At 45.2% G+C, this 22,323-nt stretch carries 17 protein-coding genes; 12 read left to right on the top strand and 5 right to left on the bottom strand.

All coding sequences use genetic code 11. The annotated features are described in order from the left end of the window. Positions 1-190: 190 nt before the first annotated feature. Entirely contained in the window at positions 191-595 is a 405-nt protein-coding gene (locus JOD01_RS16215) for a winged helix-turn-helix transcriptional regulator (protein WP_204519349.1), read from the bottom strand. A 165-nt stretch (positions 596-760) separates the two neighbouring features. Here JOD01_RS16215 and JOD01_RS16210 point away from each other — a divergent pair, with 165 nt between their 5' ends. The 9 genes from JOD01_RS16210 (at position 761) to JOD01_RS16170 (ending at position 10,995) form a co-directional block, all read left to right on the top strand. Next, positions 761-1,792 carry a zinc-binding alcohol dehydrogenase family protein gene (locus JOD01_RS16210; RefSeq protein WP_204519348.1) on the top strand — a complete coding sequence of 344 codons (1,032 nt, stop codon included), beginning with the start codon at positions 761-763 and terminating at the stop codon, positions 1,790-1,792. Positions 1,793-2,241: 449 nt separating this feature from the next. Then, positions 2,242-3,462: an anhydro-N-acetylmuramic acid kinase gene (locus tag JOD01_RS16205; RefSeq protein ID WP_204519347.1), complete on the top strand. Its 1,221-nt coding sequence runs from the start codon at positions 2,242-2,244 to the stop codon at positions 3,460-3,462. 32 nt (positions 3,463-3,494) lie between these two features. Beyond that, positions 3,495-5,042 carry an ABC transporter substrate-binding protein gene (locus JOD01_RS16200; protein ID WP_204519346.1) on the top strand — a complete coding sequence of 516 codons (1,548 nt, stop codon included), beginning with the start codon at positions 3,495-3,497 and terminating at the stop codon, positions 5,040-5,042. Between the two features lie 69 nt (positions 5,043-5,111). Further along, positions 5,112-6,053, top strand: a complete 942-nt coding sequence (locus JOD01_RS16195) for an ABC transporter permease subunit (protein WP_204519345.1) — start codon at positions 5,112-5,114, stop codon at positions 6,051-6,053. A 15-nt stretch (positions 6,054-6,068) separates the two neighbouring features. Next, entirely contained in the window at positions 6,069-6,902 is an 834-nt protein-coding gene (locus tag JOD01_RS16190; protein WP_204519344.1) for an ABC transporter permease, read from the top strand. Between the two features lie 14 nt (positions 6,903-6,916). Beyond that, on the top strand, positions 6,917-8,146 hold the full coding sequence (locus JOD01_RS16185) for a serine hydrolase domain-containing protein (protein ID WP_239565508.1): 1,230 nt from the start codon (positions 6,917-6,919) through the stop codon (positions 8,144-8,146). Positions 8,147-8,175: 29 nt separating this feature from the next. Then, a complete protein-coding gene (locus tag JOD01_RS16180) occupies positions 8,176-9,144 on the top strand; it encodes an oligopeptide/dipeptide ABC transporter ATP-binding protein (protein WP_204519343.1) in 969 nt (322 codons plus the stop codon). A 2-nt stretch (positions 9,145-9,146) separates the two neighbouring features. Further along, positions 9,147-10,109 (top strand): ABC transporter ATP-binding protein, encoded by a 963-nt coding sequence (locus JOD01_RS16175; protein ID WP_204519342.1) that lies wholly within the window; start codon positions 9,147-9,149, stop codon positions 10,107-10,109. A 22-nt stretch (positions 10,110-10,131) separates the two neighbouring features. Continuing rightward, positions 10,132-10,995, top strand: coding sequence for a MurR/RpiR family transcriptional regulator (locus JOD01_RS16170; RefSeq protein WP_204519341.1), 864 nt, complete (start codon positions 10,132-10,134; stop codon positions 10,993-10,995). 89 nt (positions 10,996-11,084) lie between these two features. Here the strand turns inward: JOD01_RS16170 and JOD01_RS16165 are convergent, their stop codons facing one another. From JOD01_RS16165 to JOD01_RS16150, 4 genes are all read right to left on the bottom strand, one after another. Continuing rightward, positions 11,085-12,737 (bottom strand): recombinase family protein, encoded by a 1,653-nt coding sequence (locus tag JOD01_RS16165; protein ID WP_204519340.1) that lies wholly within the window; start codon positions 12,735-12,737, stop codon positions 11,085-11,087. A 57-nt stretch (positions 12,738-12,794) separates the two neighbouring features. Beyond that, positions 12,795-12,998 carry a transposon-encoded TnpW family protein gene (locus JOD01_RS16160; RefSeq protein ID WP_071441617.1) on the bottom strand — a complete coding sequence of 68 codons (204 nt, stop codon included), beginning with the start codon at positions 12,996-12,998 and terminating at the stop codon, positions 12,795-12,797. Positions 12,999-13,073: 75 nt separating this feature from the next. Then, complete coding sequence (locus JOD01_RS16155) at positions 13,074-13,973, bottom strand: phage major capsid protein (RefSeq protein ID WP_204519339.1); 900 nt, start codon at positions 13,971-13,973, stop codon at positions 13,074-13,076. A gap of 271 nt (positions 13,974-14,244) precedes the next feature. Continuing rightward, complete coding sequence (locus tag JOD01_RS16150; protein ID WP_239565507.1) at positions 14,245-16,554, bottom strand: phage/plasmid primase, P4 family; 2,310 nt, start codon at positions 16,552-16,554, stop codon at positions 14,245-14,247. Positions 16,555-17,185: 631 nt separating this feature from the next. On the opposite strand from JOD01_RS16150, the gene JOD01_RS16145 reads away from it, so the two are divergent. Genes JOD01_RS16145 through JOD01_RS16135 form a run of 3 tightly spaced genes read left to right on the top strand, consistent with a single transcriptional unit; the run spans position 17,186 to position 22,318 of the window. Next, complete coding sequence (locus JOD01_RS16145) at positions 17,186-17,425, top strand: helix-turn-helix domain-containing protein (protein ID WP_012103576.1); 240 nt, start codon at positions 17,186-17,188, stop codon at positions 17,423-17,425. Next, entirely contained in the window at positions 17,418-19,343 is a 1,926-nt protein-coding gene (locus tag JOD01_RS16140) for a site-specific DNA-methyltransferase (protein WP_204519338.1), read from the top strand. Before JOD01_RS16145 ends, JOD01_RS16140 begins: the two co-directional genes overlap by 8 nt. Before the next feature lie 14 nt (positions 19,344-19,357). After that, the gene (locus JOD01_RS16135; protein WP_204519337.1) at positions 19,358-22,318 is read left to right on the top strand and encodes a type III restriction-modification system endonuclease; all 2,961 of its coding nucleotides are present in this window, start codon (positions 19,358-19,360) and stop codon (positions 22,316-22,318) included. The last annotated feature ends 5 nt before the right edge of the window (positions 22,319-22,323 follow it).

The raw sequence follows: 22,323 nt of genomic DNA, 5'->3' as shown, positions 1-22,323 counted from the left end.
CGAATACTAATCGGTCGAGGGCTTATCCACATTTCCTTAGTCAATATGCGCAGTATCGCTTTTGATGAGCGACCTTTGGCTGAAGTCCGCAAGGACGAGGGCAACGGAGCGAACAAAAGCTGATGCGAGCTTGCGTATCCAGTTTTCAAAGAACAAAAAAAGAAGTCATCCTTTAGGGATGGCTTCTTTTTTATTGGGGTTCAGCTCTGCTCTCATTTGCCAGTCCGGCAACATCGCTGTTGGCATTAGATGTGCTGATCTTTTTATAGGTTTCTCCCCATTCTTTCATTTTTAAGAGTATTGGAACTAATGTTTGGCCAAATTCCGTGAGCGAGTACTCCACTTTGGGCGGAACCTGCCGGTATACCTCGCGATGGACAACGCCATCTTCCTCCAATTCTCTCAACTGCAATGTCAGCATTCGCTGGGTGATGGACGGACAAATTCGGCGGAATTCATTAAACCGTTTCGGACCTTCAACCAAGTGATATAAAAGCACACCTTTCCATTTGCCGCCGATTACATCGAGTGTATATTCAACCGGACAGCCTTCCTCATTTGGGCAAAAACCGTAGCCGCTCTTTCGATCCCGCAATGCCCTCAACTCCTCAACAGTATAAAAAAGAATACTATATAACATAAATGTGCATACTTACAATCTTAAATCAGAGGTGGTAAGTTTACAACAGTAACAAATGTGCCAAATTAGTAACTGAATGTGCCGAATTTCACTCAGCCATTAAGAAGGAGGAAGAATGTTATGTCTCAAACAATGAAGGCAGTTGGGCTCTATCGGTATTTGCCGATTGATCAGCCGGAAAGTTTGCTAGATTTGGAGGTAGAAAAACCGTCACCTTCCGGACGTGACCTGCTGGTGCGCGTGAAGGCTATTTCCGTCAATCCGGTTGACGTCAAAGTACGTGCGCCCAAAAGCAAGACGGAGACTGAACCAAAAATACTTGGCTGGGACGTTGCCGGAGTGGTGGAGCAAGTTGGGGCAGATTGCACCTTGTTTCAACCCGGGGATGAGGTGTATTACGCCGGCAGCCTTATCCGTCAGGGCGGCAACAGCGAGTTCCATCTCGTTGACGAGCGAATTGTCGGGAAGAAGCCGGCCTCCTTGGATTTTGCCGCTTCGGCAGCGCTGCCGTTGACGTCCATCACGGCGTGGGAAGGGTTGTTTGAGCGCTTGGGCATATCAGCAACCGACAAGGACGATAATGCCGGCAAAACACTGTTGATTGTTGGGGCCGCCGGCGGTGTTGGATCGATTGCGTCACAACTGGCCAAATTCGCAGGACTAACCGTCATCGGTACGGCGTCGCGTTCCGAATCGGCCGAATGGGCCAAAGGGATGGGAGCCGATTACATTATCAGCCATTATCAGGATTTTGTTCCACAATTAAAACAACTTGGCTTGGCCCAAGTCGATTACATTTTCTGTTTGAACAGCACGGAACGACATTGGAAAAACATGGCCGAGGCAATAGCGCCCCAGGGCAAAATCTGCTCGATTGTCGAAACGGATGAACAGCTTGACTTGACGTTGTTGAAAAACAAAAGTGCCACGTTTGCTTGGGAGTTTATGTTTACACGTTCAATGTTCCAAACGCCAGACATGATCGAACAACATAACTTGCTGAACGAAGTGGCCAAGCTCATCGATAGCGGGATTATCCGGTCTACCATGACAAAAAAGCTGGAACCGATCAATGCCGCCAATCTGCGCAAGGCGCACGCAATGCTGGAAACAGGGCGAACGGTGGGCAAAATTGTTCTTGAAAATTTTTGAGCAAAAATAAACGAAAAACAATAATGAATCGAGGGATTTTGGATGGGGGCAGAAACATTACGTTCGGAATTGGAAAAAATCTCAGCGTCAACTCCATACGAACTACACGCCATGCTGCAACGGCATGTGCAGGAGCTGCATGAGCAAGGAATTGCCACGGGCTTGCGCGTAGGGGATAGAGCGAGAAGTCCTCTATGCTGGGGGAATCGGCTGTTTTGTGTCGCAAAATCGGTTTGTCTGCGAAAAAAGCATCTTTTCATGAAGATGCTTTTTTTGATTGGAAAAAAGGAAACAGAATTGAACAATTTTATGAAATAAAATTTTTCGGATTTTAATTGATTTCTGAAACTTTATTACATAGAATAAAGGTAATATATTTTTTGGTATCGCTTACATTCGGATAATTTGATTATTTTTAAATTTTCCGATTGGAAAGGAGGGCAAAGAGGATGGCAAGAATTCAAGGGGCCGCTTCCTATAAGGAGAAACAACATCATTTGTTAATCGGGTTAATGTCCGGCACCTCGCTCGATGGTGTTGATGCCGCCCTTGTCTCCATCGAGACAGACAAGCATGAGACGATTCAAAAAGTGCGGCTGGAACAGTTCTACTATTTGCCTTATTCCGATGCGCTCCGGCAGCAAGTGATGCTGCTGTGCAGTCCGGAGACGGCAAGAGTGGATCAGCTGACTGTCACTCATTATGGCTTGGCGGAATGGTATGCCTATGCCGTTCAACAGTTGTTGCGCCAAGCGGGAGTTGCCGCCGATCAGGTGGATGCGATCTGTATGCACGGGCAAACAGTCTGGCACGTCGCGGGAAATACTCAATTTCCTGGACCTGAAGGGGAAACTTCCGTGCGCGCCTCCTTGCAAATCGGTGAACTATCCACGGTGATGGAACGAACGGGGATTCCGGTGGTAGGTAATTTCCGGGCAAGGGATTTGGCGGCCGGCGGGGAAGGGGCGCCACTGGTGCCTTACGCAGACTTGATTTTATTCCGGGATGAGCAAAAAGGCAGGCTGCTGCAAAATATCGGCGGGATTGCCAACGTTACAGTGATACCGGCGGCGGCTGCCGATGAACACATATTCGCCTTTGATACCGGTCCGGGCAACATGGTGATCGATGAATTGGTCAAAGAAGGTACCGCCGGTCGATTGCGCTTTGATGAAGGGGGAAAAATCGCCGCTTCCGGGCGAGTTTCGACCGAGCTGCTGGAGATTTATCTCGCCGATGCTTATTATCAGCTTCAGCCGCCAAAAAGCACGGGCAGAGAGGTTTACGGCAAAGCGTTTGTCGATCGTTTTCGGGCAGAAGGACACAAGAAAGGGCTAAGCTTTGAAGACATGGTCGCAACGGCAACCGCGCTTACCGCGAAAACGATCGCGCAAGCATTTGAGCGTTTTGTGTTTCCGCTTGTGCCCATTGATCAATTGATCGTCTCCGGCGGAGGGGCGCATAACGAGACGATGCTCGGCATGCTGAAAGCAGAGTTGCCCAAGCACATCGTGGTGATGACTTCCGCCCAATTCGGAATTCCGGATGATGCCAAGGAAGCGATCGCTTTCGCCATTTTAGGCCATGAAACATTGATGGGCCGACCGAGCAATGTGCCCTCTGTAACCGGCGCTTCGCGTCCTGTTATTTTGGGCAATATCTGCTGGTAATTGAACCATAACATTAAGGGGTGTTTGACTCGATGAAAAAAATGACTTTTTCCGCGCTGTTCCTCTCCATGAGCCTGATGCTGACCGCATGCAGCGGCGGCGGAGGCAAGGCGGGGGAAGCAAACCAAGGGAGTCAAGCCGAAGCGAACGGCGGTACGGAGTTAATCGTCGCGGCTGACCAGGACCCAGTTGGTTTGGACCCGCAAAAAGTTCCGGCGGCATCCAGCGCGCGGATTTACGGGTTAGTATATGATACGTTGACGAAAATGGATGAAAATATGAAAATCATCCCTGACCTGGCTGACTCCTGGCAAGTTGCAGAAGATGGAAAAAGCATCACGTTCAAGTTGCATCAAGGGGTTAAATTCCATAATGGACGTGAAATGACCGCGGAAGATGTGAAATACAGCTTTGAACGGATTTTGAATCCGGATACAGGCTCTGTCGCCAAATCGTATTTTACCAGCATCGATTCGATTGAGACACCTGATCCGTCAACCGTTGTGTTTAAATTGAAATACCCGGATGCCTCAATCCTTGCCAATACAACCAGCTCTTTCGCCGCCATCGTGCCGAAGGAAGTGGCCGACCTGAATACGGAAGCGGTGGGTACCGGTCCTTACAAGCTGGACAAAATGGAATCGGGCCAATACGTCATTCTGAAGAAAAACCCGGACTATTTCCAAAAAGATTTGCCAAAGGTAGACACGATCAAATTTCAAATAATGAAAGATGAAGCGGAACGCATGGCCGCCATTCGCGCCGGAAAAGTGGATGTGGCGCAGGTGTCGGCGGATACGGCAAAAATTCTGGAAAAATCGAAGAACGTGACAATTAAAAGCTATCAATCATCAGAGTACAGCTACCTGGGTATTAACGTAGCGAAGAAGCCGTTTGACGATGTGCGGGTCCGGCAGGCGATCAGCTATGCGGTAGACCGCAACCAAATTGTGCAAACCGTCTGGAAAGGGGAAGCGGTCATGTCCGGCCCTGTGTCACCGGCACAAACAGCCTGGGCGGTCGATCCGGCTACTTTCCCAAGTCATAAGCTGGATGTGGCCAAGGCGAAACAACTGCTGGCGGAGGCAGGGTACCCGAACGGGTTTGATACCGTGATTGAAACGGCTTCAACTTACCCCGACATGATTGAATCCGCGCAGGTATTGCAGCAGCAGCTGAAAGCGATCGGCATCAATGCGGAAATCAAGCAACTGGAATGGGCCAATTACATTGAAACCTGGAAATCGAAAGATATGACCATGCTGGTTGGACGCAATACTTCAGGGATCGACCCGGACCGCTCCTTGCGCTATTTCTTTGCCACCGATGGAACAGCCAATGTCTGGAATTATTCCAGCAAGCAGTTGGATGACCTGGTGCAAAAAGCGTTGCAAACTACCGACGAAGCGGCACGCAAGCAACTGTACGAACAAGCGCAGCAGCTAGTAGTTGACGAGGCGCCCAACCTGTTCCTGGCATCGCCGAAAAACTTCTATGCCGTCAGCGAGCGGGTGGAAGGATTCACCCCTTCCATTGCCGGCGAACCATATGCATTGGTCAATACATCGTTGAAGAAATAACGGAAGACGAATCAGGAGGGGATCGGGGCTTGGAAATCCTGATCCTCTTCGTTTTTTGGAGGGGTATGAGTGGGACGTTACATTGTAAAACGATTGATAAGCCTGGTTCCCATTATTTTCGGCATCTCTGTCTTGGTGTTCACGATTTTGCATCTGGTACCGGGCGATCCCGCCTCCATTATGCTGGGGACAAGTGCGACGCCGGAAGCGATAAAAGTGTTGCGTCAGGAGATGGGCCTTGATTTGCCGTTAGTACAGCAATATTTACAGTGGATGGGCGGTTTGCTGCAAGGCGATTTCGGCGTGTCTGTGCATACCGGAGAGCCGATTTTGCCGGAAATTTTGTCCCGCTTTTCCATAACGCTGCAATTAACCGTGCTGGGTGCGCTGTTTGGCTGGTTGTTTGCCATACCGTTGGGGATTATCTCGGCCGTCCGGGTGCATTCCTCGGTAGATGTGGTCGTTCGCCTGTTTGCGATGTTAGGGATCTCGGTTCCCAATTTTGCGATCGGCACCTTGTTGCTGTTGGGACTGTCCCTCTACTTTGGCTGGTTCCCGCCCATTGATGTGGTCAGTTTCTGGGAGGACCCGGCGGAAGCGTGGCAAGTCTTTGTTTTGCCGGCGATAACGATGGGGATTGTGCTCGCCGCCGGTGTGATGCGGATGACGCGGTCCGCTTTTCTGGAGACGTTGGAAAAAGATTTTATCCGTACGGCGCGGGCCAAAGGAAACAATCAATGGATTGTCATCGTGGGCCACGCGCTGCGCAACTCGTCCATTCCGATTGTGACCATCGCCGGGATGCAGATTGGTTACTTGCTTGGCGGTTCGGTCATTGTGGAACAGTTGTTTTCCATTCCCGGGCTGGGTCAGTATATCCTCGATGGAATTTATCAGCGCGATTATCCCGTGGTGCAAGGCGGCGTTCTGTTCGTGGCACTGGTTTTCGTTCTGGTCAATTTGCTGGTGGACGTTATTTACACTTGGATCGATCCGCGGATCAAGTATTAAGGCAGGAGGCTTCAGATGAATCCATTTACAAAACGATTTATGCAAAACAAGACGATCGTCGTCTGTGGTATCATCCTGGCATTGATTGCATTGGCCGCCATGTTTGCGCCGCTGATTGCTCCGCACGATCCGACGGAGATGTTTCAGGAAAACCGGTTGGAGAGCAGTTCGAGCAACTTTTTGTTCGGTACAGACCAATTTGGCCGCGATTTGTTAAGCCGAATTATCTACGGCGCAAGGGTCTCGCTGATTGTCGGGATCAGCTCGGTTTTGATCAGCGTGGTGTTTGGCACCATCTTTGGCTTGGTTGCCGGTTATTTCGGCCGCTGGCTGGATAGTGTCATCATGCGGTGCATGGATATTTTGTTTGCGTTTCCGGAAATTTTGCTCGCCTTGGCAATTGTGGCAGCGCTCGGACCTGGTACGTGGAATACGATTTTGGCAATTGGCATTGTCAATATTCCGATTTTTACGCGAACCGTCCGCGGGGCGGTGCTCTCCGTAAAAAATCTTGAGTATGTGGAAAGTGCGCGGGCGATTGGCGCCAAGACTGGTCGCATTTTGTTTTTGGAAATTTTCCCGAATGTAACCGCGCCGTTGCTGGTGCAAGGTTCGCTGGCAATCTCCGGGGCAATCCTGACCGAATCCGCACTCAGTTTTCTCGGACTGGGCATTCAGCCGCCAGACCCGTCATGGGGAGGAATGATTTCCGAGGCAAGGCGTTATATGGAGTTGGCTCCCGGCATGATTGTCTGGCCGAGTGTTGCTATGACTATTACCATTTTGGCATTTAATCTGTTTGGCGATGCGATTCGCGATATTCTCGATCCGCGTCATCGCGGCAAATAGGACGGAGGGGTTGCATGTTTACGATGGGAGCCACACCGGAGACAGTCCGACAAAAAATGAAGGCCAGCTTCCAGGCTGGAATCGCACAGGAGATCTTCCCAGGCGGGATCAGCAGTTTGACGATTGGCGAGGGGGCCCCGATTGTGGTGGCTTGCGGGGTAACGGGCAGTGAAGCGGCGGACGGTCCGGTTGCGGAAGACGTCATCTATGATGTGGCATCATTGACCAAGGTGATGGTGACGCTGCCGCTGATTTTGTTGAGCATACAGGAAGGGCGGTTGTCGCTGAATGACCCCGCAGTCAGATACGTGCCGGAGCTGCGCTGCGCACCGGATGAGGGATGGAAAGAAAAGATCACCATATACCACCTGCTGACCCATACGTCGGGATTGCCGGCATGGCGTCCGTTCTTCCTGTCGGCGAACGGACGGGAAGCGTATCTTCGGAAAATCAGCGCGGAACAGCTGACCGGACCGCCAGGCAAACAGGTTGTTTACAGTGACTTAGGTTTTATGCTGCTCGGTTTTATCGTGGAACGGGTCTGGGAACAGCCGATCGACGAACTGGCTAAACAATTGATCTTTGCTCCGCTCGGCATGAACAGGACGGGGTACCGCCCGTTGGCGCAGCCTTTCGGATCGACAGCCCGGATTGCTCCGACAGAGCGGGCAAACGAGTTTGAACGGCAGATGGCCGAACAGTTTTTGCAAGAAAGGCGGCAAGCAGGGGGGGAGCGTGATACAGCAGAAGCGTTAGCGGCACTGGCTGCTTTCCCCTGGCGCCAAGGAATCATTCGGGGAACGGTGCACGATTGCAATGCCTGGTACGGACTGGACGGGGTCAGCGGCCATGCCGGACTTTTCTCCACGATAACGGATATGCAACGGTACATGACCTTCTGGAGCGATGCCGGGGGCCGTTTTCTCGATCCGGTAATGCGCATGTTTGCCGTTCGCTGCCAAACCGGTGCGCTGAGTCCGTGCCGGGCGATTGGCTGGGAAGCTTCGCCGACCGGGGGGACAAGTGAACAAATTTTAGCCGGCTCCTCCGGCGGTGATTTACTGTCACCGCTTGCTTTCGGCCACACCGGGTTTACGGGAACCTCGATTTGGGTCGATCCGCTGCGGCATACAACCTTGATCACGTTAACCAACCGGGTGTATCCGACTGTAAGTCAGGAGATGGGCCGATGGCGCAAAGCGCATCACAATCAAATACTCGCGCTCGTCTGGCCCACGCGTTGAGAGAAACTGGGGGATAGGGGGAACAAACAGTGGCGTCATTGCTGGAAATCAATCAGTTGAAAACTTCAATCAAGCACGCAAAAGGACAGTTGACGATCGTAGACGGCATCAGCCTTGTGCTCGACAAGGGCGAAACGCTGGGAGTTGTCGGCGAGTCCGGTTGCGGAAAGAGCGTGACCAGCTTGTCGATTATGCGGTTGCTGGGAAAGAACGCAGCGCTTGAAGGAGAGATTCGCTTTAACAATCGCAATCTGCTTTCCCTCTCGGAAAAAGAAATGCAAAAAGTGCGTGGAAACGAGATTGCCATGATCTTTCAGGAGCCGATGACCTCCTTAAACCCACTGCATTATATTGGCAAGCAAATTGCCGAACCGTTGATTCGCCATATGTCGCTCGGCAAGCGGGAGGCCAAGGAACGGGTTATAGCGCTCCTGAAGCTGGTGGGGATTCCGCGGGCGGAAGAGATTTACCATGAATATCCGCATCAATTGTCAGGCGGTATGCGGCAGCGGGTGATGATTGCCATGGCCATGGCCTGCAATCCCAAGCTGTTGATCGCCGATGAACCGACCACCGCATTGGATGTGACCATTCAGGCGCAAATTCTCGAATTGATGAAAAAAGTCAACAAGGAGTCCGGAACGGCTCTGTTATTGATTACCCATGATTTGGGGGTTGTGGCCGAGATGTGCGACCGGGTTGTCGTGATGTATGCCGGGCAGATCGTGGAGGAAGCCGATGTCCGCAGCTTGTTTCAACAGCCCCGGCATCCTTACACAGTTGGGCTGATGGCGTCGATTCCGGAAGTAACGTCCAGTCAGGAGCGACTTTCCTCGATTCCCGGAACGGTTCCGTTGTTGCACGAAATGCCATCGGGCTGCCGCTTTGCCCCGCGTTGTGCACAGGCGATGGAGATTTGTCGGCAGCAAAAACCGGAGCTCATCTCCGTAACCGAACGGCATAAATGTCGTTGCTGGCTGTACGCAGAGGGGGAATAGTCATGACAGAGCCATTGTTGGAAGTCAAAGGCTTGCGAAAACTGTTCCCGGGAACAGGCGGCCCTTTGGGCAAAAAAGGATTCGTCCGGGCAGTAGATGGTGTGGATCTGACGATTTATCCCGGGGAGACGGTCAGTATTGTCGGGGAATCGGGGTGTGGCAAATCGACAACGGGACGCTGCATCTTGCGGCTGATTGAACCGACGGAAGGGGAAATTTTGTTTCAAGGGAAAGACTTGACGAAGCTGAATCAAGCCGAATTGCGCGGTATGCGCCGCGATATGCAGCTTGTGTTTCAAGACCCGTTTGCCTCCCTCAACCCGCGCAAAACAATCCGGCAAATTTTACTGGACCCGCTGCAGATTCATGGAATCGGCACGGCTGCGGAGCGGCGGAAACAGGTAGAGGAGATGATTGAGATCGTCGGCTTGACGAAACAGCATCTCGATCGCTATCCGCACGAATTTTCCGGCGGACAGCGGCAGCGGATCGGCATTGCCCGCGCGCTCATCTTGCGACCCAAGCTGATCATTGCCGATGAACCCGTCTCGGCTCTCGATGTCTCGATCCAGGCACAAGTATTGAATTTGCTGCAAGATTTGCAGAAAGAATTTCAACTGACTTACCTGTTTATCTCCCACGATCTGAGTGTCGTTCGCCACATCTCGGATCGGGTTGCCGTCATGTATTTGGGGAAAGTGGTGGAGGTGGCAGAGAAAAACAAGCTGTATGAAGCTCCGCAACATCCGTACACCAAGGCTTTGCTGTCCGCCGTCCCCGTGCCCAACCCCGATTACCGCAAGCAGCGGATTATCCTGGAAGGAGACTTGCCGAGTCCGGCCAATCCGCCGACAGGCTGTACTTTCCATCCGCGTTGTCCGTCTTGCATGGACATTTGCCAGACGGCAGCACCGCGTCTGCAGGAGAAGGAAGCAGGGCATTTGGTTAGCTGTCATTTAGAATAGATCAGCGACAAGGAAAGAGGGCATGCTTGTGAACGGAGGACTCGTTCGTCTAAAAGAAGTTCTCTTCAAATTGAAGCCGGCTGAACGAAAAGTGGCTGATTACATTTTGGCGCATCCCCAGAAGGTCGTTCAGCTCTCCGTCCATAAACTGGCGGAAAACAGCGGTGTCTCGGAAGCAACGATTATAAGAATGACGCGGGCGTTGCAGATGAGCGGTTATCAGGAGCTGAAACTGAGAATTGCCGGTGACCTGACGAGAAACGAATCGGATCATTCGTACCAGGAGATTGCCATCGGCAGTTCGGTGGAATCGATCATTCAGGCCGTCAGCAACAATAACCAGCAGTCGATCAGCGATACGGTGTCTGTGCTGAGCGCGGCGGAAATCAAGCGGGCGGCCGCCGCGCTTTCCCGAGCCCGGAAAATCGATGTGTACGGAGTAGGCGCATCAGCGGTGATCGGTTATGATGTAAAGCAAAAATTTTCCCGCATAAACTGGTGGTGTGAAGCGCACAGCGACTTCCATGCCCAATTGACCTCGGCGGTAACGCTGACAGAGCAAGATGTGGCCTTTGGCATCTCCTATTCGGGAGAAACGGAGGATATTATCCAATCATTGACAGAGGCAAAGCGGCAGGGGGCGACGATTATGACGTTAACCAAATTTGGCCGCTCATCCGTGGCTGACTTGGCCGATATCGCCCTCTATACCAGTTCGGTGGAACAAAGCATTCGCAGCGGGGCGATGGCGTCGCGTATCGCGCAGTTAAACGTGATTGACATTTTGTTTGTGACAATCGCCAGCCAGCTGCATGATCAGGTAATCCCCCGGCTGGAAAAATCGCGGATTGCGGTCAGCAGGACAAAACGGAATCGTGAAAAATAAATCGGCGGCATTAGGAGCGGTCAGATAGGGATTTATAATTCCTGAAAAATTTGGCATAGTCGTTGAAATTCGGCTATGCCGTTTTTCGTTTATTTTGGTAAGTCGATAGCGCCAATGCAGTTATAGAAAATTTGAATCCGCTGGGTTCTGCGGCCATCTACCTTTTCAGCCTTGAATACTATAATTTTGTCAATGAACTCTCGTATAATCTCTGCATCCAATTCTGTAATTTCTGTGTACTTTTTAACTAGTGCCAAAAAGCGGTCGGTATTGATGGACTGTTCATTTGCTGTATCAATGGTATGTTTTAATTCAGTTATCTTTTCTTCCAGAGCCTTCTGCTCGGCTTCATATTCAGCTGACATCTTGTAAAAACGCTCTTCGGGAATTTTGCCCATCACATTATCCTCATATAGCTTTCGAATGATTTTGTCTATGTCAGCAATGCGAGTCTGTGCTTGTTCATACTCCTTTTGACTTTGGCGGAGTTCTTTGGCAAGTTCCTTTTCTGAATTATTCATAACTATACGGATGAATTCCTGTTCATGGTCTTTGGCAAAGGAGGTTACACGTCTTAAGTCTTCTAGCAAAAGCTGTTCCACTACAACATTACGTATCTGATGTGAACTGCACATACCCTTTTTCTTGCGGTAAGTCGCACAAACGAAGTATTCCTTATCGTGTGTCCATCCCTTGCCTCTAACCTGATACAGCTTTGCTCCACAGTCGGCACAAAACATCATGCCAGAAAGCATTCCCATTTCACCTAATCGTGATGGTCTTCGCTTGCCATCTCTAATTTTCTGCACTGTTTCCCAAGTACCCTCATCAATAATTGCTTCATGGGTATTTTTGAAAACCAGCCAATCTTCTGGATTGTTCAATATCTTGACTTTGCTCTTATATGACTTTTTAGAAGTCTTGACATTTACCGTGTGACCTAAATATTCCATTTTAGCCAGAATATCTGCTACGGTACGAGCCGACCAAGCATATGGGTTTTCAGGCGGTCTTGCTGGAGTGTTAATACCCATTTTGCGAAGATGAACCGTAGGTGTATCAATGCATCGCTTTTCAAGTTGCTTTGCTATCTGCGTAGGTCCAAAGCCAGCCATGCACAGTCGGAAAATATCTCTGACCACCTCGGCGGCTTTCTCATCTATAATCCAGTGCAACTTATCCTCAGGGTCTTTAATATAACCGTAAGGCGGATTGGTGCAGAGCGGCTTACCGGACTGTCCCTTGGATTTGAACACAGCACGGATTTTCTTGCTAGTATCCTTAGCATACCATTCATTAATAATGTTAAGAAACGGTGTAAAGTCACTGTCTGCTTGGTTTGCACTATCAATACCGTTGTTAATAGCAATGAATCGTACATCTGCTTCAGGAAACATAATCTCTGTGTAATAGCCTACTTTGAGGTAATCCCTGCCGAAGCGGGACATATCCTTGATAATAATCGTTCCGATTCTACCGGACTCTACATCTGCAATCATGCGGTTAAAGTCTGGTCTATCAAAAGTTGTACCGCTGACCCCATCATCCACATAAAATTCGATGTTGCGAAAACCGTTGTCCTCAGCATACTTTTTTAGAATTGCCTTCTGGTTTACTATACTATTACTGTCTCCTGCAAGCTCATCATCACGGGAAAGCCTGCAGTAAAGAGCAGTAATTTTCGCTTCTTCAAATGCTAATGTTGATTTACGTATAGTGCTAAATGTTGACTGTCTATTCATTTTTATCCTCCATTTCCGACAGTCTTCAAGCGGTTTAGCACTATGTATATTACCGTACTACCTTGAAGAAGTCGAGTTGATTTCCGTGGGTTTATATGAACTATCTGATAACTTTGAAAGGTTTTTTGCGTTGACCGTAATCAGCCGTTTCAACTTGGAATATGCACTTTCCTTTGCTGAATCACTTACTCGTGATTCCACCACATAGACCGTACCTCCGATATCGGATTTGGTTGTGCGGCTGTTACTTTGGTTTTCCATATCGTGACCTCCTGTCCGAAAGTTTTGAAGGAATGGCACTGAGCCGAATTGATGACCCAGTGCCTAATCCATTATTTAAGCTTTTATTTGTAATATTTTCAGAGCATCCGGTTGAATTAGCTTCCCATCCAATCTCTCGTAAGCAGAAAAGCCAATTTGCCCCTGCAATGCATATAACTCACTTAATTTCTTTATTGTTATTGGTTGACGCTCAATCAGCCAGTAGTATGATAAATCTCCAATTACAATGCTTTTTGCTCCTGCTGATACTGTAGGCATATATGGAGAGGTAACTACAGGCTTTCCGAAGATGGTGTTATCTGAAGAATTCCACAGATAACTGCCGCTTGTATCCTTAAGGGTTCTAAGAAGCATAGCTGTATTATCGTGCATGATAAACACAGCGTTATTTCGGTATTCAGCTTTTAATGAAAAATACAGAGAGATGATCTCATCAAACGAGATGGTAGCACTATCTGCTGTAGTTACATCTGCGTCTGCCGTAAGGATACCTGTTGGCTGAGTTGTGCCATTTCCATTAAACAATGCATTTTCCTCAGCCCTGCCAAAACGCTTCGCAAAATCACCCATCAGATATTTTTCAAGATTAAAGTTCATATCAGTGACGAATGAGCGGTTTAGCTTGACAAGAGATGCCAGCTTGTATGATTTCACCAGAAACTGTGTAAATGTATCGGCACTTTCAGGGATTGGATCTCCGTCTTCAATCCAATCTGCTGTACCCGTTGATGATACCGCTTGAATTTTACCTTCTGCAGAAGATAGATTGATAACAGTAGCAAATCTGCGGAATATATTCTCCTTTGCCAAAGCAGTGTTAAAGCCTTCTCTGAACTCATCTGGTGCGACATAGGCTCCTGCATTATCAAAGCCCTCGCTTAGATTTTGATTATTTTCTTCTTTTCCTTTCATAACATTCCAAAACGCTCTATTATAAGTTGTTGATGTTGCCATAATCGTTTACCTCCTAAATTTTATTAAATGTGGGGTATATACCCCGTTTGAAACCGCGTTTTTTTACGCGTTGCCCCACGCCCGTTGTCCAGATGAAAAGGTGTGGAGATTTGACCTCCCCTAGGGGTAGGTATTAACACATGGAGTTGTATCCAGTGGTTTAGTGGTTTTAAGCTTTGTAGCAAGATGTAGCAGGTAAAAACTAAACTCTCTATACAAGAGCGATTTTTTATATAACCTGTTTTTCTTGCTACAAGCTGCTACACTATGTTTAAATAAGAAGAAATTCTTCTTCAGTCAGCTTATATCCGATAAGCATTGTGGTCATTCCACCACCAGAACGTGGTCGTTTCCGTTCTACACGAGCGATAGCTGTTAAGGCTTGTTTGAAGTTTCTTGCATTCTCCGAATAACATCCATTGGCACTGCACCAACGCTGATACCGGGCATACACTTCAGATGTCCGCACCTCACTGTTAGGACTTTCCTCCAAGGCATCCTCGAAAAATAATGCTATTTTATCGCTGTCACGCTTATAAGCCTCTGTTGCTGTCTTAACGGAATCAGGTAAAATCAAGCCCTCCTTCTTTAACAACTGATAGCCTTCAATTAGCCAGTTGAGGATAGCACTCTGATTTTTCGCTTTGGCGAATTCACGTTTTAAGTTTTTATCCTGCTCGCTTTCATCAAAGTGTCGTTCAAAAGGGATAATCACCACTCTGCCACTGGAAAACAGCGTCATATCCGTAATAACGGGCAGATAATTGGTGTTGATATACAGCTTAAACTTTGGCGAAAAGTCAAAAGAATTCTCATGTAGAAACCTTGCGTTGATGGTGTCACCACCCGTCATGCTTTTTACCTGTGCAGCATTTAGGACAAGTCCTCTGCTAGGTTCGGAGATATTCACAAAGCGTACTCCTGCAAGCCGGGCAATATCTTCACTTGGACTTGAACTGTTATTGTTCTTTTTCAGACTGATAGTCTCTGGCCTTGCGGTACAGCCATAACTGCCTAATACCTTAAGAATGCTCTCACATAGCGTACCTTTACCATTTCGAGTTGTAGCACCGTAGAGAACAAACAGGCATTCATACCGAGTGTCTCCGCTGATACTGTAGCCAAAGGCTTTTTGGAGGAATTTTGCCTTTTCCTCATCTCCGCTCATAATCTCATGTATGAATCTATTCCATCGCTCGCTTTTTGCTTCTGGGTCATATTTAACGCCAGATATCTTTGTGAGTCTGTCCTCGCTGTTGTGGGGACGAAAATCCATAGACATTAAAAACAATGTTCCATTGGCACAATTGAGCATAAGCGGGTCTTGGTCAAATTCAGCCATTGATATGGGATATACGCTCTGTGCATCCTTAAGCACCGTTTCCCTGTATCTTCTTGACTGCCACTTTCGGCAATAGTCAATGTATGCCTTTCTTTGATGTTCATCCTGAATAGTCAAAGCATAGGTTAGCAGTTGGTTAGCCAATGATTTACACATTTCCATCACTTTGAGATTACCGACATCAGGAATCCAAATGCCATTCTCATAGCAAAACCACATTTTCCTTTCAGGAACATAGCGGGCAAAAGATTTATAATAATCAGCAAACAACCTGCTTGCCCCAATATCCGTCCAAGGGTAGCGATCGTTACTCTCAGGCTTAAAGTCAGCAAGGGAAAATTCTCCAAAATCTTCTGTAGCTGATGAACGCTTACCACCTGGTTTGTATATTTCAGTAGCATTTGCGATAGCTTTTTCTATGGTTATCATTCCATAAGTACTGCCAGACTGTGGTCTATTCCATTTATCCCGCATTAAGCCGCTTTTTCGGAAAAGTCTGTCCATCTGCCCAATATCCCTGCCACACCAAAATGCCAACATACCGCAAAGTGCCAAATCAGCTTCACTGGCAGAAGCATAACCAGATGTATCTCCCTGCCACAATGCTTTGAACCTTTCTCCGTTTGCCGATTTTAATGCCTTCTCAATAACAGACTTGTCAGACAGATAGGATTTACTTTCTGTATCCAGTAGTTGCTTCACAGGGGTAGGACGCAGCATATATTTGTCTAGTATCATCTGTAGTTCATTCGATTTCTCCGGTATATCACCATCTGCAAATACATTGCCCGTTACGGTAACAAAACGATTTGTTGCTCCAGCCACATAGACCTCAACTCCCAGCTTTCTGTTGTTGATATAGTATTTTATTTTGTCAAAGTTAAAGCCTGTGGCCTTAAAGAAAATATGCAACCCTTTCCCAGATGGACTGTGTTCCATATAGCAACCACTAAAAGCCTCTACAATACTTTGGGCAATAGGTTTAAGCTTACCGCTACTATCAAAGCAATCATCTAAGTCGATAACACAAATGTCATTACCTACCAAAAATCCCATACCGTCATAATCACTTATAGTAGCTATCGCCGAACTAAAATCTTTAAAGGTACTCCGCTTATCTGCTTTTGCCCTTTTTCCTGTTACCGGGTTATAGGGAACTTTGGTTTTTCTACCACTTCGTTCTTCATATTTCCAACAGCAAAACTGTGGCTTATCTTTAAGCACCTGTGGCAAGTTCATGTATTTTGTTTTCAGTTACTTCACCTCCTTGCCTTTTATTAATGACCCGAAACGCTACTGTTCCAGAGAGTTTGCCTTGTTTGACACAACATCGTTATCTTTCAAGGAATACGCTCGGAATTATCGTCATGGCATATTCTGCTTGAAATATCTCTTGCATTTCGGGGTATTCAGTTGTCAAGGAGCAGTGAGAGAAAAACTATGCTTTCATTGGGGGATTATTTTTCCTCTCACCTTATAGCCTTGGTAGAACACATTAGTTGAGGATTTTCTAAAAATATTTTCCATCCTCATTCATAAGCGAAGAATTCTATTGATTCGAACCACTAAAATAAAAAAACAGCCTGTCTATTTTCCAGAAAAGACGGCTGTAATGTTTATGCTTTTGCTCAAATTTGAGCGAAAGTGGTATTAAGTTTAAGAAGGCTTAATGTTATAACTTTTCCTTTGGTTTTACAAATAGACTTACAGACATTTTTGTCTAAAAGTATTTATTTGAGCACCATTAATTAAATGCGCAAATAGAAAAATATGATTGAAACAGATTAAAAATAATGTGAGATTAAAAAATTATGCTGTTTATAGCGTGTTTTTGTGATATAATTATTAATATTTGTGGGAGGTGCAAAAAATGGCAATACATTATAACAAGCTATGGAAGCTGCTAATTGATAAGAATATGAAAAAGAAAGATTTGCAACGCCTTTCCGGTGTTAGCTCGGCAACTATCACAAAGCTTGGCAGAAACGAAAATGTAAATACAGAAATACTTCAAAAAATATGCACAGCTTTAGAATGTGACATTTGTGATATTTTAGAGTTTGTACCTGATAAAATTGAGAAAGGCAAGGTGAATGATAACAATGATTAAGGATATTATGAATGCCAATGATAGTGCAACACCGAACAGTCGAGAAATGGCTGTATTAAAAGAAAATTTCCCCTCATGTTTTAAGGCAGATGGGTCCTTTGATATTGAGCGGTTTAAGGAATTTTTAAGTGATAAGATTGCTGTAACGGGAGAGGGTTATGAACTTAAGTTTTTGGGTAAAAACTATGCCCGATTGCTGGCTTCAATTGATACTACAACAGTTGTTGTGCCGGACGAGGAACATAACTCAAAATCAGAAAATATGAACAGTGAAAACATCTACATAAGTGGCGATAATCTTGATGGGTTAAAGCATCTCTTGAAGTCCTATTCACGTCAAGTTAAATGTATTTATATTGATCCTCCTTATAACACTGGAACAGATGGATTTGTGTATAATGACCAGTTCAATTTTACTGTGGAAGAGCTTTCGGAAAAACTAAGTATTAGCGAAGAACAGGCACAACGTATTTTAGACTTAACAAAGCGTGGTTCGGCTTCTCATTCTGCGTGGTTAATGTTTATGTACCCACGTCTTTTACTGGCTAGGGATTTACTTAAGGATGACGGTGTGATTTTTATCTCAATAGATGATAATGAACAAGCAAATCTAAGGCTTATTTGTGATGACGTGTTTGGGGAGGAGAATTTTGAAGGTCACATTCATTGGAGAAGACGACATAATCAACCGAATGATAAAACTAAATTAATAGGAATTGTTGCTGAACACATTCTTGTATACTCTAGAAATTGTCAATACCTTAAAGATGCAGGCGTTGGTAAAGTTGCACTTACAGGAGAATTTTCAAATCCTGATAATGACCCACGTGGTGACTGGGCTTCAAAACCTTGGAAAGCAGGTTCTGATCAATCTGGCACTAGATACACTATTATTACTCCAACTGGGATTGAACTTAATGAAGAATGGATGGGAGACTTTGATACATATACATCTCTTTTAAACGACAATAGAATATATTTTCCACGTGGTGGCGATGGAATGCCTCGAAAGAAATATTTCAAAACTGAAAGGCAGGCAGAGGGGCAATGTGCTACTAATTGGTGGATTCACGAAATTTATGGGAGCAATCAAAAAGCTAGCGATGAATTAACAGAGCTATTTGGATTTAAAAATGCTTTTAGTAATCCCAAACCAACGCAATTAATTGATGCAATAATAAGCTTAGCTAATGTTAAAGACGGTGATATTATTTTGGATTTCTTTAGCGGTTCTGCAACTACGGCACATTCTGCACTCAAATTTTCATTAGGATGTAAGTGTAAATTTATAATGATACAATTGCCTGAAAACCTTGATTATCTTTTTGCAAATGCTTCTAGTAGTGAAAAGGAAAAGTGGAAAAATGTTATAGAGATGTTAGATGAAAATGGGCGTCCTCATACACTTGATCAAATTGGTATAGAACGCATTATCAGGGCAGCAAAAAAGATAAAAGAAGAATTTCCAGACACTAAGGTAGATCTCGGTTTTAGGCACTTTATTCTTGCTGAGCCTGAGCAAAACACTCTAGACAAGCTTGAAAAGTTTGACCCAACTGAAAATAAATTATTTGCTGACAAAGACATTCTTAGTGATTTTGGAAAACCTACCGTCCTTTCAACGTGGCTTGTTAGAGATGGATATGGACTTACAGCAGATGCTGAGGAGTTAAATTTTGCTGGATACAATGGCTATTATATAGGAAAACATCTTTACCTAATTGACCCGGAATTGTCTAATAAGGCGATTGAAGCCATTGTAGTAAAATATGAAACTGACGGTAACTTTAATCCTGAGAACGTGGTGTTATTCGGTTATAGTTTTACATGGACGGAAATGGAAGCTTTAAAAATTAATTTGAAACGGTTGAAGGATACAGAGAAAAACTTGCGTATCAACTTCGATATCCGTTATTGATTGGAGGGTATGTTATGGAACTTATCCTACAACGAGGATTACCACACCAACAAAAAGCTGTAGATGCAATAAGTGCTGCTTTGAATGGGGTACAGATAACTTCTCCTGTACAATTTTATGAAAATCCAAGCATTTCTCTTTCTGATCCTAAACTAGCTGCAAATATTAGAGAAATTCAAAAAAATATACCTTCAGAATATCGAAGCAGTATGCCTATTGGTGACTGCTTGAATATTGATATTAAAATGGAAACTGGTACAGGAAAGACTTACGTTTATACTCATACTATATATGAGCTTCATAAACGTTACGGACTTAATAAGTTTATTATCGCTGTACCTTCACTTGCGATTAAAGCAGGAACCGCACAGTTTTTGCGTGATGAATATGTAAAGCGACATTTTTCCGATGTTTGTGGTTATGGTACAGAAATTGAGGTTGGAGTACTAGAAGCACCAAAAAACAAGAAAAAGGGGCGCTCCTATTTCCCGAGTGTTGTGAGCGACTTTGTAAAAGGTTCTTGCCAGAACACGAAGAAGATTTATGTATTATTAGTTAATATGCAACTACTTGTTGTCCGATCAAATGGTATGCTTAGCCGTGACGACTATGATTATGGAGTAGAAGGTTTTTATAGACCACTTGATGCTATTCGTGCAACAAACCCTGTTGTTATTATTGATGAGCCACATAGATTTTCTCGTGACCAGAAGGCATTTAAGGTTATCGTTGATGAAATAAAACCACAGTGTATTATACGCTTTGGTGCTACCTTCCCTGAAACTACAAGTGGACGTGGAAAAAACAAAATAACCGTAAAAGACTACCAAAACCTGCTCTATGATTTAAATGCCTGTGAATCTTTTAATCAAAATTTGATAAAGGGAGTAACGAAGGAGCATTTTGAACCCGTATCCAAGCGTGAAGAAAAGGTGAAAATCACTTCCATCACAAGCAAGGATTCTGTTACCTTTCAGTATAAAAAGCGTGATGAATCGACTAAAACATTTACTCTTAAAACTGGAGATTCACTATCTATCATTAATGAAGCTTTTGAGGGAATTACGGTTCATGCTATTGGCAAATCAACAGTTGAGTTTTCTAATGGTATTCAAAAGTCAACTGGTGAGGAATTGGATGTGGATATCTATATGACCTCTTATCAAGAGCAGATGATGCGTCTTGCCCTTGAGCGTCATTTTGAAACAGAAAAAACAAACTTCTGTGGTCGCAATTTCAAGATCAAGACATTGGCATTATTTTTTATCGATGATATATCATCATATCGACCAAACGAGGAAGGTAAAACCCCTTATCTATTACAAGCTTTTGAGAGATTGCTTAAGGAACGGATAGAATCGGTGCTATCTACCCTCAGTGAGCATGATACAGAATATCGGGCATATCTGGAAGCAAGTCTTGCAGATATTTCTGCTTGTCATGCAGGCTATTTTTCACAGGACAATAGCGATTCGGATGAAGATATAGCAAAAGAAGTAGAAACCATCCTTCATGGAAAAAAACATCTTCTCTCTTTCAAGAATAAAGACGGTAGCTATAACACTTTACGTTTTCTATTTTCAAAATGGACACTTAAAGAGGGCTGGGATAACCCTAATGTATTTACGATAGCTAAACTTCGTTCTAGCGGAAGTGAAAATAGTAAACTGCAAGAGGTTGGACGAGGTTTACGTCTACCTGTAGATGAGAATGGTAATAGAATCTCCAATGAAGAATTCCAGCTTAATTATATTGTTGACTTCACAGAGGCAGACTTTGCTAAACGATTAATAGACCAAATAAACGGGGAAATTCCACAAGCTTCTTCTATTAGCGAAGAAAGATTGGAACAAGTGGCCAAGAAGCTTGGCATGACTTCTGATGAGCTTTTTGATGCACTATATGATAAACATTACATAGACAGGCGATTAAATATAAAACCCGATACAAGGGACGCTTTCTTTGCAGAATACCCGGACTTTGCTACAGGATTGTCTTCAGGTAAGGTAAAAGACCGAAATGTAGCAAAACCAAAACCTGTAAAAATCCGCAAAGCTGTTTACAGTGAAATACGCAAATTATGGGAAGCAATCAATCAACGATACCTACTTTTCTATGATGATGATCTGGATGCTGATATGGCTAAAGTTGTTTTATCCTTGCTGGAAAAACCCGGTGTTTTTACAGACGTTGTCATGACTAGCTCCAGAGATATCGTTAAGAGCGATGGCTCACAGATGATGATTGTTTCAGATACAGGCGCTCAATATATAGTATCCAAACCTATTCCCTACAATGAATTTCTTAAGAGGATCACAAATGCTACAAACATTCCAATTAAAATATTGCATGAGGCATTGTGTGAGTATGTTAAGAGGAATGGAACTATAAATCCAGAACATATTAATGAAAATTCTGTCAGCATGTTTATCCAACAATTTCATGACTGGAGAAGCAATAATTTGCAAGGTCGATTCCATTATGCAAAAAGCAATACGCCTGTTGGTGCAACAGCACTTACCTATTCAGACGGTTCTCCACGTGAAGATATTGCACAGGGACGTATCGGCACAAAGATAGCTCCGGGAACACCAAGCGAGAAGTATTTATATGATGCTTTCGCTTATGACTCACCGTTGGAACAAAAGAATATTATGTCGGACATCGAAGAAGTCATTGTATATGGAAAAATTCCACGTAGCAGCATTGCCATACCGACTATTACCGGTGGAATGTACAGTCCAGACTTCATGTATGTTGTAAGAAAGGCTTCCGGTGAGAAAGAGCTTAACATTGTAGTCGAAACAAAAGACGTAGAAAATAAATCCGACTTACGTGGTACAGAAAAAGCAAAAATTGATTGTGCTCGTGTTTTCTTTGATATGCTCTCGAAAGATGGATACACTGTTTATTTCCGTGATCAGTTAAACAACAAACAGATGGCTCAGATTATTAAGGAAGTATTGGCAGAGTGATTTGT

The sequence above is a fragment of the Brevibacillus fulvus genome, assembly GCF_016908525.1.
In the GTDB taxonomy this organism is placed as follows: Bacteria; Bacillota; Bacilli; order Brevibacillales; family Brevibacillaceae; genus Brevibacillus_G; species Brevibacillus_G fulvus.
This window is presented reverse-complemented; position numbering and strand designations above follow the sequence as displayed.

What these genes read in the sequence shown, in the direction of transcription:
- JOD01_RS16150 (WP_239565507.1), bottom strand. Translation starts at nt 16,554, where the DNA reads ATGAACTTGCCACAGGTGCTTAAAGATAAGCCACAGTTTTGCTGTTGG.
- JOD01_RS16210 (WP_204519348.1), top strand. Translation starts at nt 761, where the DNA reads ATGTCTCAAACAATGAAGGCAGTTGGGCTCTATCGGTATTTGCCGATT.
- JOD01_RS16135 (WP_204519337.1), top strand. Translation starts at nt 19,358, where the DNA reads ATGGAACTTATCCTACAACGAGGATTACCACACCAACAAAAAGCTGTA.
- JOD01_RS16200 (WP_204519346.1), top strand. Translation starts at nt 3,495, where the DNA reads ATGAAAAAAATGACTTTTTCCGCGCTGTTCCTCTCCATGAGCCTGATG.
- JOD01_RS16205 (WP_204519347.1), top strand. Translation starts at nt 2,242, where the DNA reads ATGGCAAGAATTCAAGGGGCCGCTTCCTATAAGGAGAAACAACATCAT.
- JOD01_RS16175 (WP_204519342.1), top strand. Translation starts at nt 9,147, where the DNA reads ATGACAGAGCCATTGTTGGAAGTCAAAGGCTTGCGAAAACTGTTCCCG.
- JOD01_RS16155 (WP_204519339.1), bottom strand. Translation starts at nt 13,973, where the DNA reads ATGGCAACATCAACAACTTATAATAGAGCGTTTTGGAATGTTATGAAA.
- JOD01_RS16165 (WP_204519340.1), bottom strand. Translation starts at nt 12,737, where the DNA reads ATGAATAGACAGTCAACATTTAGCACTATACGTAAATCAACATTAGCA.
- JOD01_RS16185 (WP_239565508.1), top strand. Translation starts at nt 6,917, where the DNA reads ATGTTTACGATGGGAGCCACACCGGAGACAGTCCGACAAAAAATGAAG.
- JOD01_RS16160 (WP_071441617.1), bottom strand. Translation starts at nt 12,998, where the DNA reads ATGGAAAACCAAAGTAACAGCCGCACAACCAAATCCGATATCGGAGGT.
- JOD01_RS16170 (WP_204519341.1), top strand. Translation starts at nt 10,132, where the DNA reads ATGCTTGTGAACGGAGGACTCGTTCGTCTAAAAGAAGTTCTCTTCAAA.
- JOD01_RS16190 (WP_204519344.1), top strand. Translation starts at nt 6,069, where the DNA reads ATGAATCCATTTACAAAACGATTTATGCAAAACAAGACGATCGTCGTC.
- JOD01_RS16145 (WP_012103576.1), top strand. Translation starts at nt 17,186, where the DNA reads ATGGCAATACATTATAACAAGCTATGGAAGCTGCTAATTGATAAGAAT.
- JOD01_RS16140 (WP_204519338.1), top strand. Translation starts at nt 17,418, where the DNA reads ATGATTAAGGATATTATGAATGCCAATGATAGTGCAACACCGAACAGT.